The organism is Trinickia soli, assembly GCF_002879855.1.
Taxonomy (GTDB): Bacteria; Pseudomonadota; Gammaproteobacteria; order Burkholderiales; family Burkholderiaceae; genus Trinickia; species Trinickia soli.
In genome coordinates, this window is sequence record NZ_PNYB01000006.1 from 1 (window position 1) to 18,695 (window position 18,695).

At 63.9% G+C, this 18,695-nt stretch carries 19 protein-coding genes, 1 tRNA gene and 1 pseudogene; 13 read left to right on the plus strand and 8 right to left on the minus strand.

Going from position 1 to position 18,695, the window contains the following annotated elements; translation table 11 throughout:
* From tolA to C0Z19_RS08490, 5 genes are all read left to right on the plus strand, one after another.
* Positions 1-802, plus strand: an 802-nt coding sequence (gene tolA, locus C0Z19_RS08470; RefSeq protein WP_102609375.1) for a cell envelope integrity protein TolA, incomplete at its 5' end; no start/stop codon positions are given.
* A 118-nt stretch (positions 803-920) separates the two neighbouring features.
* Positions 921-2,213: a Tol-Pal system beta propeller repeat protein TolB gene (gene tolB, locus C0Z19_RS08475; RefSeq protein ID WP_102609376.1), complete on the plus strand. Its 1,293-nt coding sequence runs from the start codon at positions 921-923 to the stop codon at positions 2,211-2,213.
* Positions 2,214-2,232: 19 nt separating this feature from the next.
* A complete protein-coding gene (gene pal, locus C0Z19_RS08480) occupies positions 2,233-2,736 on the plus strand; it encodes a peptidoglycan-associated lipoprotein Pal (RefSeq protein ID WP_102609377.1) in 504 nt (167 codons plus the stop codon).
* Positions 2,737-2,758: 22 nt separating this feature from the next.
* Positions 2,759-3,508, plus strand: a complete 750-nt coding sequence (gene ybgF / locus C0Z19_RS08485) for a tol-pal system protein YbgF (protein WP_102609378.1) — start codon at positions 2,759-2,761, stop codon at positions 3,506-3,508.
* Between the two features lie 74 nt (positions 3,509-3,582).
* Positions 3,583-3,658 (plus strand) — tRNA-Lys (locus tag C0Z19_RS08490).
* A gap of 325 nt (positions 3,659-3,983) precedes the next feature.
* Here C0Z19_RS08490 and C0Z19_RS29215 read toward each other — a convergent pair.
* A pseudogene (locus C0Z19_RS29215) lies at positions 3,984-4,097 on the minus strand (AcrVA2 family anti-CRISPR protein); the annotation flags it as partial.
* Between C0Z19_RS29215 and C0Z19_RS08495 the strand changes: the two are divergent.
* The 3 genes from C0Z19_RS08495 (at position 4,072) to C0Z19_RS08505 (ending at position 6,922) form a co-directional block, all read left to right on the plus strand.
* Entirely contained in the window at positions 4,072-4,356 is a 285-nt protein-coding gene (locus tag C0Z19_RS08495) for an alpha/beta hydrolase (protein ID WP_102609379.1), read from the plus strand. The pseudogene C0Z19_RS29215 and the gene C0Z19_RS08495 overlap by 26 nt on opposite strands.
* Before the next feature lie 44 nt (positions 4,357-4,400).
* The gene (locus C0Z19_RS08500; RefSeq protein ID WP_102609380.1) at positions 4,401-5,150 is read left to right on the plus strand and encodes an SGNH/GDSL hydrolase family protein; all 750 of its coding nucleotides are present in this window, start codon (positions 4,401-4,403) and stop codon (positions 5,148-5,150) included.
* Between the two features lie 281 nt (positions 5,151-5,431).
* On the plus strand, positions 5,432-6,922 hold the full coding sequence (locus C0Z19_RS08505) for an amidase (protein ID WP_102609381.1): 1,491 nt from the start codon (positions 5,432-5,434) through the stop codon (positions 6,920-6,922).
* Here C0Z19_RS08505 and C0Z19_RS27925 read toward each other — a convergent pair.
* Together C0Z19_RS27925 and C0Z19_RS08515 are read right to left on the minus strand one after the other, a co-directional pair.
* The gene (locus C0Z19_RS27925; RefSeq protein ID WP_146012024.1) at positions 6,868-7,131 is read right to left on the minus strand and encodes a hypothetical protein; all 264 of its coding nucleotides are present in this window, start codon (positions 7,129-7,131) and stop codon (positions 6,868-6,870) included. The two genes, C0Z19_RS08505 and C0Z19_RS27925, sit on opposite strands and share 55 nt — an antisense overlap.
* An 11-nt stretch (positions 7,132-7,142) precedes the next feature.
* Positions 7,143-8,066: a LysR substrate-binding domain-containing protein gene (locus tag C0Z19_RS08515; RefSeq protein WP_102609383.1), complete on the minus strand. Its 924-nt coding sequence runs from the start codon at positions 8,064-8,066 to the stop codon at positions 7,143-7,145.
* Positions 8,067-8,255: 189 nt separating this feature from the next.
* On the opposite strand from C0Z19_RS08515, the gene C0Z19_RS08520 reads away from it, so the two are divergent.
* Entirely contained in the window at positions 8,256-9,482 is a 1,227-nt protein-coding gene (locus C0Z19_RS08520; protein WP_102609384.1) for a multidrug effflux MFS transporter, read from the plus strand.
* On the opposite strand, the gene C0Z19_RS08525 is transcribed toward C0Z19_RS08520, so the two are convergent.
* Positions 9,479-10,195 (minus strand): FadR/GntR family transcriptional regulator, encoded by a 717-nt coding sequence (locus C0Z19_RS08525; RefSeq protein WP_233196062.1) that lies wholly within the window; start codon positions 10,193-10,195, stop codon positions 9,479-9,481. The two genes, C0Z19_RS08520 and C0Z19_RS08525, sit on opposite strands and share 4 nt — an antisense overlap.
* Before the next feature lie 165 nt (positions 10,196-10,360).
* Between C0Z19_RS08525 and C0Z19_RS08530 the strand changes: the two genes are divergently transcribed.
* From C0Z19_RS08530 to C0Z19_RS08540, 3 genes are read left to right on the plus strand one after another with little or no spacing between them, the layout of a single operon-like run.
* Positions 10,361-11,266 carry a (Fe-S)-binding protein gene (locus C0Z19_RS08530; protein WP_102609385.1) on the plus strand — a complete coding sequence of 302 codons (906 nt, stop codon included), beginning with the start codon at positions 10,361-10,363 and terminating at the stop codon, positions 11,264-11,266.
* Positions 11,263-11,961 (plus strand): LutC/YkgG family protein, encoded by a 699-nt coding sequence (locus C0Z19_RS08535; protein ID WP_175083925.1) that lies wholly within the window; start codon positions 11,263-11,265, stop codon positions 11,959-11,961. Before C0Z19_RS08530 ends, C0Z19_RS08535 begins: the two co-directional genes overlap by 4 nt.
* A gap of 2 nt (positions 11,962-11,963) precedes the next feature.
* Positions 11,964-13,409 carry a LutB/LldF family L-lactate oxidation iron-sulfur protein gene (locus tag C0Z19_RS08540; RefSeq protein ID WP_102609386.1) on the plus strand — a complete coding sequence of 482 codons (1,446 nt, stop codon included), beginning with the start codon at positions 11,964-11,966 and terminating at the stop codon, positions 13,407-13,409.
* An 85-nt stretch (positions 13,410-13,494) separates the two neighbouring features.
* Here the strand turns inward: C0Z19_RS08540 and C0Z19_RS08545 are convergent, their stop codons facing one another.
* Positions 13,495-14,589, minus strand: coding sequence for a zinc-binding dehydrogenase (locus C0Z19_RS08545; RefSeq protein WP_332882209.1), 1,095 nt, complete (start codon positions 14,587-14,589; stop codon positions 13,495-13,497).
* A gap of 102 nt (positions 14,590-14,691) precedes the next feature.
* Here C0Z19_RS08545 and C0Z19_RS08550 point away from each other — a divergent pair, with 102 nt between their 5' ends.
* The gene (locus tag C0Z19_RS08550) at positions 14,692-15,612 is read left to right on the plus strand and encodes a LysR family transcriptional regulator (RefSeq protein ID WP_175083926.1); all 921 of its coding nucleotides are present in this window, start codon (positions 14,692-14,694) and stop codon (positions 15,610-15,612) included.
* A gap of 34 nt (positions 15,613-15,646) precedes the next feature.
* On the opposite strand, the gene C0Z19_RS08555 is transcribed toward C0Z19_RS08550, so the two are convergent.
* The 3 genes from C0Z19_RS08555 to C0Z19_RS08565 form a co-directional block, all read right to left on the minus strand.
* Complete coding sequence (locus tag C0Z19_RS08555; protein WP_102609388.1) at positions 15,647-16,147, minus strand: hypothetical protein; 501 nt, start codon at positions 16,145-16,147, stop codon at positions 15,647-15,649.
* Complete coding sequence (locus tag C0Z19_RS28205; protein ID WP_102609389.1) at positions 16,144-16,347, minus strand: hypothetical protein; 204 nt, start codon at positions 16,345-16,347, stop codon at positions 16,144-16,146. The genes C0Z19_RS08555 and C0Z19_RS28205 overlap by 4 nt, the downstream gene beginning before the upstream one ends.
* 206 nt (positions 16,348-16,553) lie before the next feature.
* Positions 16,554-18,665: an HlyD family efflux transporter periplasmic adaptor subunit gene (locus C0Z19_RS08565; protein WP_102609390.1), complete on the minus strand. Its 2,112-nt coding sequence runs from the start codon at positions 18,663-18,665 to the stop codon at positions 16,554-16,556.
* Positions 18,666-18,695: the final 30 nt, after the last annotated feature.

Consider the following 18,695-nt stretch of genomic DNA (forward strand, 5'->3'; position numbering starts at 1 on the left):
TCCTCCTCCCGCGCCGCCCGTACGCGTGCAGCCGCCTCCCCCCGTCGATCAGGAGCAGGCCGACATCGCGCTGCAGGAGAAGAAGCGTAAGGAGCAGGAGGCCGCTCAACGCGCCGCGCAGCTCGCCGAGCAGCAGCGCCAAAAGGCGCTTCAGGAGCAGCAGGAGCAGGCTGCCCGCGAACAAGCGGCACGCCTCGCCGCGCAAAAGGCCGCCGCCGAAAAGCTCAAGCAACAGCAGGCGCAAGCGGCGAAGCTGCGCGAGCAACAGGCCCAGCAACAGGCCCAGCAGCAGAAGCAGGCGCAGCTGAAACAACAGCAACTCGAAGCCCAGCAAAAGGCGGAGGCGGACAAAGCCGCTCAGGAAAAGGCGGCCAAGGCGAAGGCATTGGCGCAACAGCAAGCGAAGCAGAAGCAGCAGCTCGAGCAGGAGCGGCGCGCGCGGCTCGCGCAGCTGCAAGGCATGGCGGGCCAAAGCGAAAGCGGGAATGGCCTCGCCAAGAGCGGCACGGGCAGCGGCTCGGGCGGCACGGCCGCATCCCCCGGATATGCGGACAAGGTGCGGCGGATCGTGCGTCCTCATATCATTTGGGGCGGCGCGACCGAGGGGCTCGAAACGGTCATCTCCGTGCATTGCGCGCCCGACGGCCAGTTGCTGTCCGCTTCGGTCCAAAAGAGCAGCGGAAATCCGCAGTGGGACACGGCCGCCCTGAACGCGGTCAATGCGTCTAATCCGATGCCGGTCGACCTCAACGGAAAAGCGCCGGCCTCGTTCCTCATTACGTTGCGGCCGGCCGGCGGATGAAGCAAATGACAGGCAAGAGCATGCAAATCGCGACGAAAACGGGCCGATCAGGAACAATTCATGCATCGCGCAGTCTCTTGGCTGTCGTGCCATCTTTTCGTTTTATGGGATTTTCAGCATGAGTTTGATGACGAAACCGGGCTTGAGGACTTTGCTGGCATCTTGCCTGATCGCGGCCGCCGGGGCGGCACACGCGCAGCTCAATGTGCTTGTGACGGGCGTCGGCTCCACACAGTATCCGATCTCGACGGCGAACTTTGCCGGTGAAACGAGCGCCCCGCAGTCGGTCAGCGAGATCGTTCGCCAGGACTTGCAGCGCAGCGGCAAGTTCACCAACATCGACGCCGGTTCCGCGCCCGTCTCGGAAACCGATTCCGTCGATTTGGGCGCCTGGAAGGCCAAAGGCGCGAATGCGTTCGTGGCAGGCAGCGTGACACGTGCGGCGAACGGTCAATACGACGTCCGCTTCCGCCTGTACGACACGGTCAAAGGGCAAAGCCTCGGCGGTTTGTCGTTCACGACGCCGCAAGACAGCCTGCGTTTGACAGCCCACAAGATTTCCGACTACATCTATCAAAAGCTGCTCGGCACGCGCGGCGTATTCGCGACGCGGCTGTCGTACGTGATCAAGGTCGGCAACCGTTATCAATTGCAGATCTCCGATTCCGACGGGCAGGACGCGCACGTCGCACTGTCGAGCCCGGAGCCGATCATCTCGCCGGCGTGGTCACCCGACGGCACGAAGGTCGCGTACGTCTCGTTCGAAAAGCGTAAGCCGATCGTCTACATTCACGATCTGCCCACGGGCCGCCGCGTCATCATCTCCGACCAGAAAGGCAACAACAGCGCGCCGGCCTGGTCGCCCGACGGCCGCACGGTCGCCGTTGCGCTGTCGCGCACGGGCAATACCCAGATCTGGGCCGTGAACGCGAACGGCGGCGGCTTGCGTCGCTTGTCGCAAAGCACGTCGATCGACACCGAGCCCTTCTACTCTCCCGATGGCCAGTGGATCTATTTCACGAGCGACCGTGGCGGCCAACCGCAGATCTACAAGATGCCGGCGGCGGGCGAACGCGCGGGCGCGGCGCAGCGTGTCACGTTCACGGGCAACTACAACACGAGCCCGCGCGTGAGCCCGGACGGCAAGCAACTCGCCTATATCTCGCGCGTCGGCGGTGCGTTCAAGCTTTACGTGCAGGATCTCGAGACCGGCGTCGCCACGGCGCTGACCGACACGACACATGACGAATCGCCGAGCTTTGCGGCGAACGGTCAGTACATTCTTTACGCCACTCAGGTGAACGGCCGTGGCGTGCTGGCCGCAGTTTCGACCGATGGTCGGACCCGGCAAATCCTGTCCGTTCAGGGCGGCAGCGTGCGTGAGCCGTCCTGGGGCCCATTTATGCAATGACACACAAGGAGAGTAAAAAATGATGTCCAAACTTCGTATGGCGTTTGCGGTGATGCTGGTCGGCGCATTGGCTGCCTGCCATTCGGGCACGAAGCTCAACGAGAACGCGAACCAGGGAGCGGTCGGCACGCAACCGAGCCCGAACGCGGTCGCGCCGGTGACGGTCGACGAGCTGAACAACCCGAACAGCCCGCTCGCGAAGCGTAGCGTGTACTTCGACTTCGACAGCTACTCGGTCAAGCCCGAATACCAAAGCCTGCTGCAATCGCACGCGAACTACCTGAAGAGCCATCCGCAACGCCACATCCTGATCCAAGGCAACACCGACGAGCGCGGCACGAGCGAGTACAACCTCGCGTTGGGCCAGAAGCGTGCGGAAGCGGTCAAGCAAGGCCTGGAAACGCTGGGCGTGCAGGATTCGCAAATCGAAGCCGTCAGCCTCGGCAAGGAAAAGCCGCTGGCGACGGGTCACGACGAAGCTTCGTGGGCGCAAAACCGCCGCGCGGACATCGTCTATCAGTAATTCGTAACGGATGACAACGCGTATGACGCACCGTTTCTCCTGGCTGCGAGGCACCGCAGCCGCATGCGTAGCCGCCTCGGCGCTTGTCGCCGGGCCGGCGCACGCGGGTCTGTTCGACGACGACCAGGCGCGCCAAGCGATTCTTGACTTGCGCGCGAAGACCGACAACCTCACGACCCAACTGTCGGCGGCGCAGCGCACGCTGCTCGACCAGCAGGGGCGCATCGACCAGCTGAACCAGCAGGTCGCGACGCTGCGCGGGCAGAACGAGGATCTGACGAACCAGGTCACGACGTTGCAGAAACAGCAAAAGGACTACTACACCGATCTGGACACGCGCCTGAAGAAATTCGAGCCGCAGCAGCAGACGGTCGACGGCGTCCAGGGCACCGTGCAGCCCGGTGAGACGGAGGCGTTCAACGCGGCGTCGCAGCAGTTTCGCAGCGGCGACTACAAAGGCGCCGCTGCGGCGTTTCGCGACTTCATCGCCAAGTATCCGCAAAGCCCCTACCAGCCGACGGCGCAGTACTGGCTCGGCAACGCGTTGTACGCACTGCGCGACTACAAGGGCTCGACGGCCGTTTGGCAAGGCATCGTGAAGAACTACCCGCAGCACCCGCGCGCACCGGAAGCGCTGCTGGCGATCGCGAACAACCAATTGGAGCAAGGCCAAAAGGCTGCCGCTCGCAAGACGTTGCAGCAGATCGTTTCGCAGTACAGCGGATCGGACGTTGCGCAAACTGCGCAACAGAAGCTCGCGCAGACGAAGTGAACTGAGGGATGGGGGTTGGCGCGCCAGCGCAGTATTGACGAGCCATATCAGCCCCGCTATACTCTCGCCTCTTCGGGTCGTTAGCTCAGCTGGTAGAGCAGCGGACTTTTAATCCGTTGGTCACTGGTTCGAATCCAGTACGGCCTACCAAGAAAAATCAAAGGGTTACAGTGCTTCTCGCGCTGTAACCCTTTGTCGTTTCTGGCGCCGTGTAGGCACGGTGTAGGCATTTTCGGGCTGCATCAATCAATGCCGGTCCATGTCGACGCGGCCGGCGGCGGGTGGGACGACCGCATATGTCCTGTGTACCGCCCTGCGCCAGCCACCTTGCGTTGTACTTCCCGCTGTCGCAGCCAACTCGCCACGGCACCGAGCAGATGGCGGCGCGGTCATCGAGTCCGCAGGCTCGTCAACTGAATATCCTGATAAGCGCGGCGGACCAGACTCCCTGCATGCGACGTTCCAAATAACAGGACTAGCACAGCCCCAGCCGATCCGGCCTCACTATCGTTGGCCCGATGAACGCCAGCTTTCGCAACGACGAATTCGGCCCATGCGGCTGCATGCGGAAGTGTGCACGGCGCCAATTGAAGTATCAAAACACGTGGAGTTGGGAGCGCATAGCACCGACGCTCCTGATTCGTTCCTACGACCAGCCCATCTTGTTGATTCACGACCAGCACGATGAGGAAGTACCGGTTCAGCATGCGCAAATCCTTCAATCGAACAATGTCAATGCGCAGCTCGTCTTCACGCAGAAGCAAACGCATCGCAAGATCTTGCGCGACAAAGTCGCGGCATCACGGCTGCCGTCCAGTTCCTGGCCGAAACCAAATAGTTTCTTTTAGTCAGCTATGATGGGCGGCCTTACTCTTTCTCATAGCGCTGTTCGATGCTGAACGTATATAAGGCCGCACTGGGTCCGATTTTGCTGGCGCAGGCCCGATGGTTACGACGGACTGCACTTCGCTTGCCGGAAGCCGCCGGCCCACGCAAAGGTGTCGAAGGGGAAAGTGACTCCCCGGGGGAGCCGTTGCGCATCTTGGTCGTCGGTGACTCCTCGGCAGCCGGCGTGGGGGTCAGCGAGCAGGCCCACGCGTTGGCACAGCCGGTAGCAAAGCTGTTGACCGCGAGAACCGGCAAGCGCGTCGCGTGGCAACTGGTCGCCAAGTCCGGCGTCAACACGCGCGAAGCACTAGAGTTTTTGAAACACAGTCAGCTGTGCCCCGCTGACTATCTGGTAACGGCACTCGGCACGAACGATGTCACTTCGCAGCGGCGGCCCACTCAGTTTCTACACGATTACGTTGCACTCGCTGATATGCTCCGCGGACGCACAGGTGCCGTTGGGCTAGTCGTCACCGGGCTGCCGCCATTACGCATTCTTCCCGCCGCGCCTCATCCTCTGCGCTGGTACCTCGGCCGCTACGCAATCCAGTTGGACCAAGCATTGCGCGAGTGGACCGAACAAGATTCGATGATGCGCTACGTTTCGCTGGACTGGGCCGCGCGCCCGGAAGACATGGCGCAGGACAGGTTTCACCCGGGACCCCGTCAGTACCGCCAGTGGGCCGAACTCGTAACCGAAAAGATTCAGTCGCTGCTCGCCGTGTCCGAATCCGGTCTCGCCCAGGGAAGCTAGAGCGGGGACGAATGCATCCGATGCGGCTGGCGCGGCCAATTTGGACCAGCGGCTCCGAAAGCGATGACGAACTTATTTTTTCATCAGGAAATAGGTGCCCCTGGAGCCGAAGAAGCTCGCCGAACCGGCCGACGAAGTGCTTTACGACGCCAAAGTTTTACGGGAAAAGGTGATCGCTGGGTTGGTACTATTGCGAAATCCAAGATTGTTGCATCGAGTTCCACACCTCCTAGTAAACCATAGGCCATTATTTCGGATGAGCGTGAAGGCGGGAAACAAGAATGGATTTTTCCGAGTATCGACAATACGATGCCCTTGGTTTGGCCAACCTCGTTGCCACCCGGCAAACGTCGCCTGCGGAACTTCTCGAGATTGCTATAGCGCGCGCGGATGCCATAGACCCAAGCATCAATGCCATAGTTGTCCGCATGGACAAACTCGCCCGCGAGCGCGCTCGCGAAACACTGGCAGGCCCGTTTTCAGGTGTCCCCTTCCTGTCGAAAAATCTGCAGCAGCAGCATGCTGGGGTGATGTCGGCCCAAGGCTGCCGAGGCATCTTCCGCTCGGGCATATATCCGGACCGACATGCGGAGATCACTGCGCGATGGCTAAAGAGCGGTATCGTCATGTTTGGCCAGACCAACACGCCCGAGTTTGGCTTGCCCCCGATCACCGAGCCTTTGCTGTTCGGCCCCACGAATAACCCATGGGATCTCCAGCGATCACCAGGTGGAAGCTCCGGCGGGTCTGCCGCCGCCATCGCAGCGGGTATCGTGCCGATGGCGGGAGGAAACGATGTCGGCGGGTCGATCCGTATTCCGGCATCCGCGTGCGGACTATTCGGCTTCAAGCCTGGCCGCGGCCGAACGCCGTGGGGACCCGAACAGGGCGAAATGATGCACGGCGCTGCCGTGAATCACGTACTGACCCGAAGCGTGAGAGACAGCGCAGCTATGCTCGATGCAAGCCATGGCAAGGAATTGCCGGCTTCGTTCCATCTCCATCCACCTGAGCGCCCGTATCTCGAAGAAGTCGGCACCTCCCCTGGCCGGCTCCGTATAGCATTTTCCTCACGATCCCCACTCGGAACAGAAATATCTTCGGAGGCCACTCTTGCGGTCAACAACACCGCGAAACTTCTCGAGTCCATGGGACATTATGTGGAGGTCCGCGAGCCGAGAATAAACTGGGATCAGATGTATGACGACGTGATGACAATGATGTATGCGAACGCCGCCCATTTCGTCACAAAGACCCAGGAAATGACGGGATGCGGCAAAGATGGATTCGAGCCGGACACATGGTTAATGGCTCGTTTCGGCCAAGCTATTCGTGCCGATGAGTACGTCACGAGCCTATCCCGATGGCAAGACTATCAGCGGATTACCAACGAATTCCTTGCAACGTACGACGTCTATATGACACCGACGGTTGCCTATCCTCCGTCGCTGACGGGAACGAATGCGACACCGAGGCGTGAGCAGATTGTCGTGGATTTTTTACAATCGATCGGCCTGTCGAGAACGTTGTTGAAAACGTCAAAGCTGAAGCAAAAGGTTCTCGACACCTTGATGCATGTCCCGTTCACCGAATTAGCAAATCTCACTGGGACACCTGCGATGTCCGTGCCATTGCATTGGACGGCCGACAGTTTGCCGCTTGGTGTCCATTTTATGGCTGGTCCGTCGCAGGAAGCCGTGCTATTTCGGCTTGCAGCTCAACTCGAAGAAGCACAACCGTGGTTCAATCGGGTGCCTTCACTGAAAGTGTGACTTGCTGGCGGCAGGTACCGCGCAAAGTGGCCGCGCTGATGCCGCGGCACGGTGAGCTTGACGCCCATCGGATCCTCCGTCGGCGCCAACTCGTCGAAGATGCGGTCGAACTCGGCCTGCTCGAGAATCCGGCGCTTGACCTCCGGAACCTCGCGCAGAGCGACCTCCACCGGTTCCGGCAGGCCGTCGACCACGTTGCGCGCAGTCACGCGCCCAACCCTTAGCGAATCACATGCAAGGTTGGAAGCGGATCGACCACCACCCCCGTCTCCTCCAACGCCCGCATGAAATGCCGCACACCCGCCGTCTGCGCATGAGTGCGCCAGAGCAGGTGTATCTCGACCGTGAGCGGCAACCAGTCCATCGGCTTGAACACGACGCCGGGCGGACTCATGCGCCGCATGCTCGACTGCATGATCGCAACCCCGAGTCCGGCACTGACGAGTCCGAGTGTCGTCGACACCTGGGCGACTTCGAATTGAATATCGGGCGTAAAACCGCACGATGCGCACGCCGCCAAAAACCGTTCGCGCGCCGCCGGATTGATCGACTTCGGCAATGCGATCCATGGCATGCCGTCGAGGTCTTTCGCATTCACAGTCGCACGTTTGGCCAGCGGGTGATCGTCCGCGAGCGCGAGGACGAACGGCTCGCTGGTCAGCAACCGGCTCTGCAGCGATTCGCTCGGCTGAGGCAGGTTATAGACCAATGCAACATCGATCAGCGACCGCTCCAGCGCCTCGATTTGCTCGCCCGAACGCATTGCAGCCAGCTTCAAGGACACGCGCGGATGCGCCGACCGAAAACGGCGCAGCGCCGCGGGCAGACGGCCGTTGTGGATGATCCCTTCGCAATAGCCGATCGACAACGCACATGCCTCGCCCTTGCCCACTTGCCGCGCCCGCTCTTCCATCCGTTCGGCCTGGCTCAACAAATCGCGCGCCTGCACCAGGAAGTCGCGCCCGGCCGGCGTCAGACGCACGCGCTGCTTGATGCGCTCGAACAACTGCAAGCCGAGATGGTCTTCGAGTTGGCGAATCTGACGCGACAACGGCGACTGCGAAATGTGCAGCCGCTCCGCCGCGCGCGCGACATGCTCGGTCTCCGCGACGGCCACGAAATACCGCAACTGCTGCAGCTCCATTGTTATGTCCTTTATTGCATCATCTATGACTAATTAAGTCTTGGACGGCATTATATCCAGCCGATAAGCTTTCAGCTGAATTCGTTGCACCGCCACTGTCATGGCGGTGCGAGGTGGCTCAAGGACAAGATGGCGGCCGGAGCCGGAGCCGCCGCCGTCATCGGTCATGCATAACAAGGAAAGCCTGAAATGAACCAACCACGCTTTGCCGTTGCCCACGGCGTCTTACTCGTGACGCTCGTGCTGCTCAGCGCGAGCGGACTCGTCGCGTCCGACATCAATCTGCCGGGCATGCCGCTCGCCGCCCACGCCTTCGGCACGCCGATCTCGGCGTTGCAACACACGTTCAGCGTGTATATCGTCGGACTCGCCGTAGCGCAGGCGCTCTATGGCCCGCTCTCGGATGCTTATGGGCGACGGCGTCTCGTCATCGGCGGCATGCTGCTCTATACGGTCGCCTCGGTCGCATGCTCGCTCGCACCCAACGTCACGGCCTTCGGCCTCGCGCGCATCGTCCAGGCACTGGGTGCGGGCGCCGGCATGGTGATCGGCCGCGCGATCGTCAGCGATATCTTCGACGCGAAGACCGCGGCCCGCACATTCACGACGATCATGCCGATCGTCGGTGCATCGCCGGCACTCTCGCCGCTGCTCGGCGGATATATCACCACCTATGTTTCGTGGCGCGCGCCGTTTCTGTTCACGGCCGCGCTGGGCGTTTTGGCCGTCGTGCTGCTGGCCGCCTACATTCCCGAGACTGCGCCGAAGTCGAGCCGCCACAACAACGTCGCCCGCACCTTCCGCAGCTATCCGATGTTGCTCGCACAGCCGCGGTTCTGGTCGTACGCGCTCAATCTCTGCGTCGGCTACGCGGCCTACCTCGGCTACCTCGCCGCGTCACCCGTGATTCTCGTCAACATGGGACTGTCGACGAAGGCCATCAGCTACTGCTACATCAGCCTGTCGGTCACCTATATCTTCGGCAATCTCACGTCCCGCCATTTCGCCAAGACGCATCGCATCGATCGGCTGCTCGGCGTCGGCTTCGCCATCCTGGCAACGGGCGCGGCAAGTCTGCTCCTGGCCGGCTGGCTCGGCGGCATGTCGCCGCTGCCGATGATCCTCGCGATCTCGATCGTCACGCTCGCCAACGGGTTTCTCATCCCGCTGTCGTTCGCAGGCGGCGTCACGAGCTTTCCCGATAACGCAGGAGCCGCTTCCGGGCTCATGGGTGCGATGCATCTCATCGCCGGCTCGCTCGCGATCTACCTCATCGCCGCCATGCCCGGTACCGTGTCGGCACTCGCGGCGTTCATCGCGGTCGTCACGACGGCCGGATGCATCGCCTTCCCGATTCTGCTGCGTTGGTCCAACCAGCCGCGCGCTGTCGTCCCGGTCGCCTGTTCGTCGAACTAGCGGGGGCGCCCCTCGCCCACTTTGCTGCGCACGAAGTCGATATGGGCCTGCATCGCCGTGCGCGCCTCCTCCGGCCGGCGCGAGCAGATCGCTTCGCAGAGCACGCGATGTTGTTGAAGCAACACTTCCGCGGCGCCGTCTTCGTGCTCGCGCAGACCCGTACCGCTCGCCGTAATGTGTTCGCGCAGCACGCCCAGGACGCCCGCGTGCAAATGCAAAAACATCGCGTTGTGCGACGCCTTCGCAATCGCTTCGTGCAACTTGGCATCGGCCTGCGCCTCGGCCGCCTTGTCGTCGGCGCGACGTGCCGTCTCGAGCGTTCGCAGTAGAGCGGCGATGGCCTTCTGCTCCTGCCTCGTCGCCCGCATCGCGGCGAAGTAAGCCGTCGCGCCTTCGAGCACGCGGCGAAATTCGAGGATGTCTTCGCGCAGCGCAGGATGATCGCTGACGAGCTCGCCCCAAGGCGAGGCCACGCTCGTGCGCAAGCGATCGGTCACATAGACCCCGGCCCCGCGGCGACTGTGCAAAAGCCCGCGTGCCGCCAAGCGTTGGATTGCCTCACGCACGGTATTGCGCGAGACGCCAAACTGTTCCGCCAGCACGCGCTCGGCCGGCAGGTGCGTTCCCGCGGCGCATGTGCCGCCGAGCAGAGCCGTTTCGAGCCGCCGCATCGTCGCCTCCACGCGTGAGCGCGTCGCTCCGATTTCCGCCATCACTGCTCCCGTCTCATCCAGTCCGACCCAGGCCCCGCATTCGCAGACATTGGTCCAACCAATTTGCGTCCGCGCGGCGGATGCGGCGATTATGCACCGACGCTGCCATCGCCGCGAGCACCGGATCACCGATTCGCCGCGCCTCGAATGGCCCAGGAGAGAGACATGTCGCAACGGCACTACCCCACGCGTCGACCGACGCACGTCTATCTGTTCGCCACCTGCCTCGTCGATCTGTTCTGTCCGCAAGCCGGGCTGGATGCCGTACGTCTGCTCGAACGCGAAGGGCTCACCGTCCATTTTCCGAAGGGGCAAAGCTGTTGCGGCCAGCCCGCGTACAGCAGCGGCAACCCCAAGCAGGCGCGCGATGTCGCGCGGGCGCAATTGGATCTGTTCGATCAACCGTGGCCCATCGTCGTGCCCTCGGGTTCGTGCGCCGGCATGATGCGCCATCACTGGCCGCAATTGTTCACCGATCATCCGGCCGATCAGCGCAAAGCGGTGGACTTGGCAGAGCGCGTCTTCGAACTCGCCGAATTTCTCGTTCACGTGCTCGAAGTTGACTATGGCGACGCGTCGCTCCCAACTGCCGACGCTGGCGCGCCCGGTGAAGAGCGCGTCGTTTTGCACACGTCGTGCGCGGCGCGGCGCGAAATGGGCACGCGTCTGCATGGGATCGCACTGGTCGATTCGTTGCCTGGCGTAACGCGCGTCGAGCATGAACGCGAGTCGGAATGCTGCGGCTTCGGCGGCACGTTCTCGCTCAAGCATCCCGACATCTCGGGCGCCATGGTGCACGACAAAGTGGCTTCGGCCTGTGCGACGGGATGCGAGCGGCTCGTGTCGGCCGACTGTGGTTGCCTGCTCAACATCGGCCATGCGGCCGAGCATCAGGGTTCGCCGCTTGCCGTCGAACATCTGGCCACTTTCCTGTGGCGGCGCACGGGCGGCGACGCTCGGCCCGCGCGCGGCGATGCGATCGCGGGGACAAGCACGCGAAACGCCGATGAAGCGCCGAGACCGCACCGACCACAAGATGCAGCAGTTTCGATCGAGGATCGTCAACCATGATCGGCGCACGCGAGCGGATTCTTGGGCGGCTGCGTTCGGCCACGACCACGCAGCAGATCGACGACGACGCATCGATCGATCGACACATCGACGAACACTACGCTCGATGGGCCGCGCTGCGCGACGCTACCGACGTGCAGCGTATCGACGCTTTCGAAGCCGCGTTGGTCGCATCGCACGCCGAAGTGTGGCGCGCGAACGCAGCCGACTGGCCCGCCGAACTCGCGCAACGAATCGCGCAAGCCGGCGTGCGGCGCCTGCTGGTCGACACCGGGCGCACCGAAGGCGCCGCGCTGGCCGCTGCGTTGCCGGCCGCCGTCGAACCGCTCGCGTTCGCGCGCCCTATCGAGCAATGGAAGTCCGAACTGTTCGATACGGTCGAAGCCGGCTTCACTGTCGCCCGATCAGGCATCGCTTCGACCGGCACGCTCGTCCTGTGCCCCGACCGAGGCTCGCCCCGGACGATGTCGCTCGCTCCGCCGCTGCACATCGCCCTCGTCCACGCCAATACGCTCCACCGCGATTTGCATAGCGCAGCCCGCATGGAACGCTGGGGCGACGGCATGCCAACCAACCTCGTGCTCGTCTCGGGCCCGTCGAAAACGTCCGACATTCAGCAGACCCTCGCCTACGGCGCTCACGGTCCGCGTCGGTTGTGGGTCGTTATCGTCACCGACGAACAGCAAGGAGCCTGACGATGACTACGCAAGCGCTTCACTTCGTACCGCCGGGCGACTTCAAAGCGCGCGCACGCGCCGCGCTCGACGATCCCGATCTGCGTGCAAGCTTTCGCGGCGCGATGGATTTCCTGCAAACGAAACGCGCCAGTCAGTTTCCCGACGATGCAGAACGCGAAGCGCTGCGCGACCTTGGCGAAGCGATCCGTCAGCATGCGCTCGCACGCCTGCCCGAGCTGCTGCAACAATTGGAGGCCAAGCTGGCCGCGCGCGGCGTCCATGTGCATTGGGCCGACACTCCCGCCGAGGCGAACGCCATCGTGCTCGAAATTGCGCAAGCGCATCGCGCGAAACGAATCATCAAAGGCAAATCGATGGCGAGCGAGGAGATCGAGCTCAACGATTACCTTGCCGAACATGGCGTGACATGCACCGAATCCGATCTCGGCGAGTTCATCGTTCAGCTTGCCGATGAGAAGCCGTCTCACATCGTCATGCCTGCGATTCACAAGACCAAACGCGATATCGCGCGCCTGTTCGAAGCGCGGATCGCCGATGCGACTTACACCGAGGACGTCGACGAATTGCTGCAAACGGGGCGGCGCGCGCTGCGTCATGCCTTCGTCGAGGCCGACATCGGCTTATCGGGCGTGAACTTCGCGGCGGCCGATACCGGCACGTTGTGGCTCGTCGAAAACGAAGGCAACGGCCGGCTTTCGACAACGGTGCCCGACGTGCATATCGCGCTCATGGGCATCGAGAAGGTCGTGCCGAAGCTCGAACACATCGTGCCGCTCTCCAGCTTGCTCACGCGCTCGGCAACGGGGCAGGCGATCACCACCTACTTCAACCTGATTTCGGGGCCGCGTCGCGAAGGCGAGCAAGACGGGCCGCGCGAGATGCACGTCGTGCTGCTCGACAACGGCCGCACGCAAGCCTACGCCGACGAGCAGTTGCGCGCGACGCTGCAATGCATTCGCTGCGGCGCATGCATGAATCACTGCCCCGTCTATACGCGCATCGGCGGACATGCCTACGGGACGACCTATCCCGGTCCGATCGGCAAGATCATCTCGCCGCACCTGCTCGGACTCGACGCAACCGCGGACCTGCCGACCGCGTCCTCGCTGTGCGGGGCGTGTGGTGAAGTGTGTCCCGTGCGCATTCCGATTCCGCAATTGCTGATCCGCCTGCGCACGGAAGCGAACCGCGCCCCCGGCGAAGCTGTAGCGCACCCGTTGCGAGGACAAGGCGCGAACCACAGCGCGGCCGAGCAAATCGTCTGGCGGTTCTGGCGCGGGGCGTTCGCGCATCCGCGCGTCTACCGTTTTTTCCGCTGGGCAGCGACGCGCTTCGCAGCGTTTGCGCCGTCACGGCAGATGGGGTGGACGCAGCATCGCACGCCGCTCAAGCCCGCGTCGCGCAGCCTCACCGAATTGCTGCGCGCGCGCGGCCAGCCGGAATAATCCGACCGCCACACACCGTCGGCCGTCGGCCGGAGGCCCCCAACCCCCGGGTCGACATACGCCGATGCAATCGCACAGACGCGCATCAGCCCCAAGCGCGCTCGTCTTCTGCCGAAACAACCGTGCATTGCAGCCCTTGTGCCGCGCCGGCACGGTCGATCGCCGCTTCGAGTTCTGCGAACGGGTAGCGCGTGAGCTCGATGCCTTCGAGCGACAACTGCCCCGACGCAACGAGCGATACGAGCGTCAGGTAATCGGCCCGCGTGTACATGAAGTTACCGATCAACTCCCAGTTGTTGATCAGCATCTCGCCGTAGGGAATCGGCAGTTCCACCTGCATGCTGCCCATCAGCACGAGCCGGCCGTTGCGGCGCAAGCTGCGCAGCGCGGCGAGCGTCGCATTGGCGTCGCTCGCATGGCCGACCATGTCGAACGCGAGGTCCGCGCCGCCGCCCGCCGCTTCACGGATCGCAGCAATGTCGCGCACACCCTCTCCCGTGAGGACGACCGGCTTCACGCGCCCTGCACCGAGCTCGACCACTTTGCTCAACGCTTCTGCCCGACGGCCCAGCGCAACGACCCGACTCGCACCGAGCGAGAGCGCCGCGAGCACGGCCGCGGAGCCGAAATACCCCGTGGCGCCGTTGATCACCACCACTTCGCCCGCGGCCAGCCGGCCGCGGCGCAAGCCCCCGAACGGCACGGAGAACTTTCCGAGCGCAGCCAGTCTCGATGACGGGATTGCATCGAGCCCGTCCAGGGCGACGATCGTCGACGCCGGGAATTCGGCCAGTTCGCGCAACGTGCCATGGGGGAAGTCACCCAGCATCGGTGCACTGGCGGTGCTGATGCCCGTCAGGCCGATCAGAACCTGCTCCGGTTCCGCGACGGTTTCGTCGGCACGCCAATACGGGTTCACGGCCACGCGCTGGCCTGACCGAAAGCCGTAGACGCCCTCGCCGACCGCTACGATCCGGCCTACGCCGTTCGTGCCCGGAGAGAACGGCCCGGGCGGAAACGCATACGGCAGCCTGCCTTCCAGATAAGCGCGCGTGTAACTGAGCAACGGCACGGCCTCCATGCGCAGCAACACGGCGCCGCGGCGCGGTTGCGGCGTCGACACTTCACGCAGCGCCAACGGCTTGCCGGGTTCGTCGAGCATCCAGGCTTTCATCGTCATTCCTCCGTTCGGTATGTCGTCGTTCGAGTTGGATCGGACGATTGAACTTTACCGAGGGCCGACATATTCTTGAAATCAATTGTCAAGATTGGACCCATCAACGTGATTGATCTCAGAGGCATCGACCTGAACCTGCTCGTGTCGCTCGATGCGCTACTCGAAGAGTCGAACGTCACGCGTGCGGCCGAACGTCTCCATCTCACGCAGCCGGCCGTCTCGACACAGCTGGCGCGCTTGCGACAGCTGTTCGGCGACCCGCTTCTCATTCCCGCGACGAGCGGCCGCGGCATGACGCGCAGCGTCCGCGCGACCGAGCTCATGGCCCCGCTCAAAGCGGCGCTCGCGCAGCTCGAAGCCGTCGTGCGCAAACAGCCTTCGTTCGATCCTTTCGTCGATGCGCGCCGTTTTGTGATCGCCGGCAGCGATCAAGCCGTGGCCGTGCTCGGCTTTCAACTGATGCAGGTGTGGCGCGAGCACGCGGGTCCGGCGACGCAGCTCGCTTTCGTGGCTCCCGAATCGGCGGCGAGCGTCGAGCGCTTCGAGCGCGGCGAGATCGATCTCCTGATCGGCTCGGAGCGGATGGTTCCCGGCTGGGCCAAGGCGCGCAAACTCTACGACGAGCGTTTCGTCTTCGTGCAACGCAAGGGGCATCCGCGCGGGAGCGGGCCGCTTGACTTAGACACGTACTGCGCGCTCGATCATGTGCTCGTTTCGACGAGCGGCGGCAGCTTCTTCGGTTTCATGGACGAGCATCTGCAAGCGCTGGGGCGAGCGCGCCGCGTCGCGCTCTCCGTGCAGCACTTCACCGTCGTGCCCGAATTGCTCGCGCGGACCGACTACGTGTCGACGTTGCCCGCGCGACTCGTCGCGCGCTACCGCGATGCGTTGGAAATGTTCGAATTGCCGTTCGATGCACGCGGCTTCACGATGTTCGCCGCGTGGCACCCGCGCGGCCATCTCGATCCGGCCGGCGTATGGTTGCGCGATCTGCTGGCCGAAGTGGCGGGCGCGTGCCCGGCCTGATGGCGCCATTCGCAAGAAAGACGTCAGCGCCGCCCTAATCTTGCGGCCGCCGCAGCAACGCGACTGCCGCAAGGCCGACGGCGATGCCGACATAGACGCACGTCATCGAGCGTGGGCCAAGATGAGCTTCGAATCCGGGCGTCAAGCGTTCCGGCACGACGTGGTAATCGACGCAGTAGGCCGTCGCCGCCGTGGCGGCTGCGGCCACCGCTACGCCTGCCGGATCTGCCCGCGGCGCACGTGGGACGATGCGTTCGAACATCAACGCCCAAAACACGGCGGCCGCCTGATGAATCCCCAGGCCGAGCACCGTATGACGAACGCTGAATCCCCGTTCGCGCACGGCTCGCTGCGGCCATAGAGAATGCGTGACCGCGTTGATCGGCGCGCACGCCGTGCTGCCTTCCCGACGTGCGCAGTAAGCGGCGGCGGCTGCCGCGCACAGACCGGCTACCGTGCCCGATAGCCATGCTCGCCGCGGGTTGAGCAACCGTAGCCACCCGGCCGCACGGGCCCATGCGTTCGCCTCTTTCATGAGCGCGGCCTCACCTGCTGCTGCGCAAACGGTTTGCGCTCGTTTTGCGTCCCCGGCGGCGTCCCGGGCGTCGTAGCGGGTGCCCCTGAGCGCGTCGCGTCCTCGATCGAGGCTGCGCCCGGCGCCTGCGGCATCTCCAGTCCTGACGGCATATCTTGCGTCTGGCCCGGCAGCGTGCCCCCGCTGTCGTCCGCCTTCACGTTCTTGCAAATCCGGCATATCGCGCTCCCGCGTCGAAGGAAACTCTGTCTCTTTCACCCCGCAAGCATTCGGCATGCCCTGCGCCCCGCACGGCCGATTTCGTCTGCCGCGCGCCTTCGGCTTCTGCGGGGCAGGAACGAGCCATGCCCGGCGTTCACGGAGAAGTCCGGTGCGACTTGACTCACACGGTAGCGCCGCGGCGTCGTCACGCCCCGCCTTCGCGCTCGAAGATCGAAGCCAGCCGCTTCAGCGCGCGCCAGGCAAAGCTCTGCCGCGCGCCGCCGATCGTCGCTGTCCCGACGATTTCGCGCGGCCATGCCTGTTCTGCCGGGCAATCGCCAATCCGCACGCGATACGTGGCGGTCAGCGGCACAAGTTGATGCGTATTCGGCTGCAGCTGCACGGGCAGCGGCCCCCCGTAGACGCTCGCGAGCGAAGGCGCATCGAGCGTGGCGACATTGACGCGATCGACAGCCGTCACACGGCAATGCAGCGCACCGAGTTCGGGCAACGACGCGACGAAGCTCACGCGATCGCCAGGCTCGACGCGCGCGGCGTCGTCTTCGCCGACAAAGGCTTCGCCTTTCACGCCGATCGGCCCGACGACATCGAACAGATGCGCGCCGCGCGGCAGCCACGTGCCGGGGGCAAGCGCTTCGTCGGTCTGCACGACGCCGTCGAACGGCGCGCGCAGGGTCAACTGCGCGACTTGCGCCGTGAGGCCGCTCACCGTTTCGCGCGCCGCCTCCCAACGTCGACGCAGCGCCACGCCCTGATCGAGCAAGCGATTGTCGAACGATTGTTGTTCGACCTGCCAGCGCAATAACGCTTCCTCGGCTTCGCCGGCTTGCAGCCGATGGGTGAGATCGGGCGACGCCAGCACAGCCAGCACGTCCCCCGCATGCACGCGTTGACCGTCGCGCGCGATCGGCGCGGCACTCGTCATGTAGGCGGCCTCCGGCACATAGAGCCCTTGCGCGCGCAGCGGACCGAGCACGGCCGGTGCGCTGACACCGCCGTGCCACGGCAGCACGAACAATCCGAGCAAAAGCGCGCCGACGAACGCCGAGCGCCGCGTCTCGCGACGCCAATGCAAATCCCCGCGACGATGCCAGCATGCAGCGACTTCGCGCACGATCGGCCGCGCGATGAACCATCCGAACTCGACGCAGAACAGCATCAACCCCAGCGCTTTGAAGAACGTGTGATAGACGACGAGCGCGATCGAGAAGAACACGACGAGCCGATAGAGCCATGTCGCGAAAGAAAACCCGATCAGAAAGCGCCGACGACCGGGCGCGCAAGGTTCGGGCTGCGGATCGTCGAAGCCGAACAACCGCTCGCGCACCCACCACCGGCCGATCGCGAACGCGCGGTCGTGCAGGTTCGGCATGTCGAGCCAATCCGACAGCAGGAAGTAGCCGTCAAAGCGCATGAAGGGGCTCGCGTTGATCGTCAGCGTGCCGATCCAGGTCGTCGTCGCCAATAGGAACGCACCTGCGCGCATCGGCCCGTCGGGCAGCACGCTCCAGGCGAGCGTCGCAAACGCGGCCAGCGCCAGTTCGGTCAACATGCCGGCCGCCCCGATCCGCAGGCGCTCGGCGCGACCCGGCACTTTCCACGCTTCGGTCGTATCGGTGTAAAGCACCGGCACCATGACGAGCAGTGCGACGCCCATCGTCGGCACGCGACAGCCGTAACGATACGCCGTGAACGCATGGCCGAATTCGTGCAGCACCTTTGCACAGCCGAGCGCCACGCCGATCGCGATGAGCCCACGCAGATCGGCATAGCCGTGGAATGTATGGATGAATTCGTCCCACCGGCGCGAAACGAGCACGAGGCCCGTCAGCGCCACGAGCGCAACGACGACCCACGACGCAGGCCGATAGGCAATCTCGGCATACCGCGCAAACCGGTTCAGGAACGGCATCGGCCGCCACAGCGGCACGCGGATCATCAGGTAGTGCTTGAGCAACCACATCGCGTGCGAGAGCTTGCCCGCCGCAGCCGCGCTCGCCAGCCGCCCCGTATCGGCCGGGCTGGCCGCCACGAGCAGGTGCTGGTGGCGCAGCATCTTTATCAGCACCTCGAAGTCGTCGATCGACAGATGCAGCGTCGTCTCGGCGTTGACCGCGGCGACGATCGCTTCAGGGTCGTCGAGCGGCCAACGCGAGAGCATTTCGAATGCAGGCCAGCCGATCTGGAAGAAACGATTGGCCGCCGGGTCGTGCAGCATCCAGCTCGGCGCACCATCCGGGGTCGCGGCGCCGGGCATCAGACTCAGTTCTTGGCGAAGGGGCGGAAGGCGGGACATCGAAGCGCTACGTCAGGTAAGGGCCAGGGC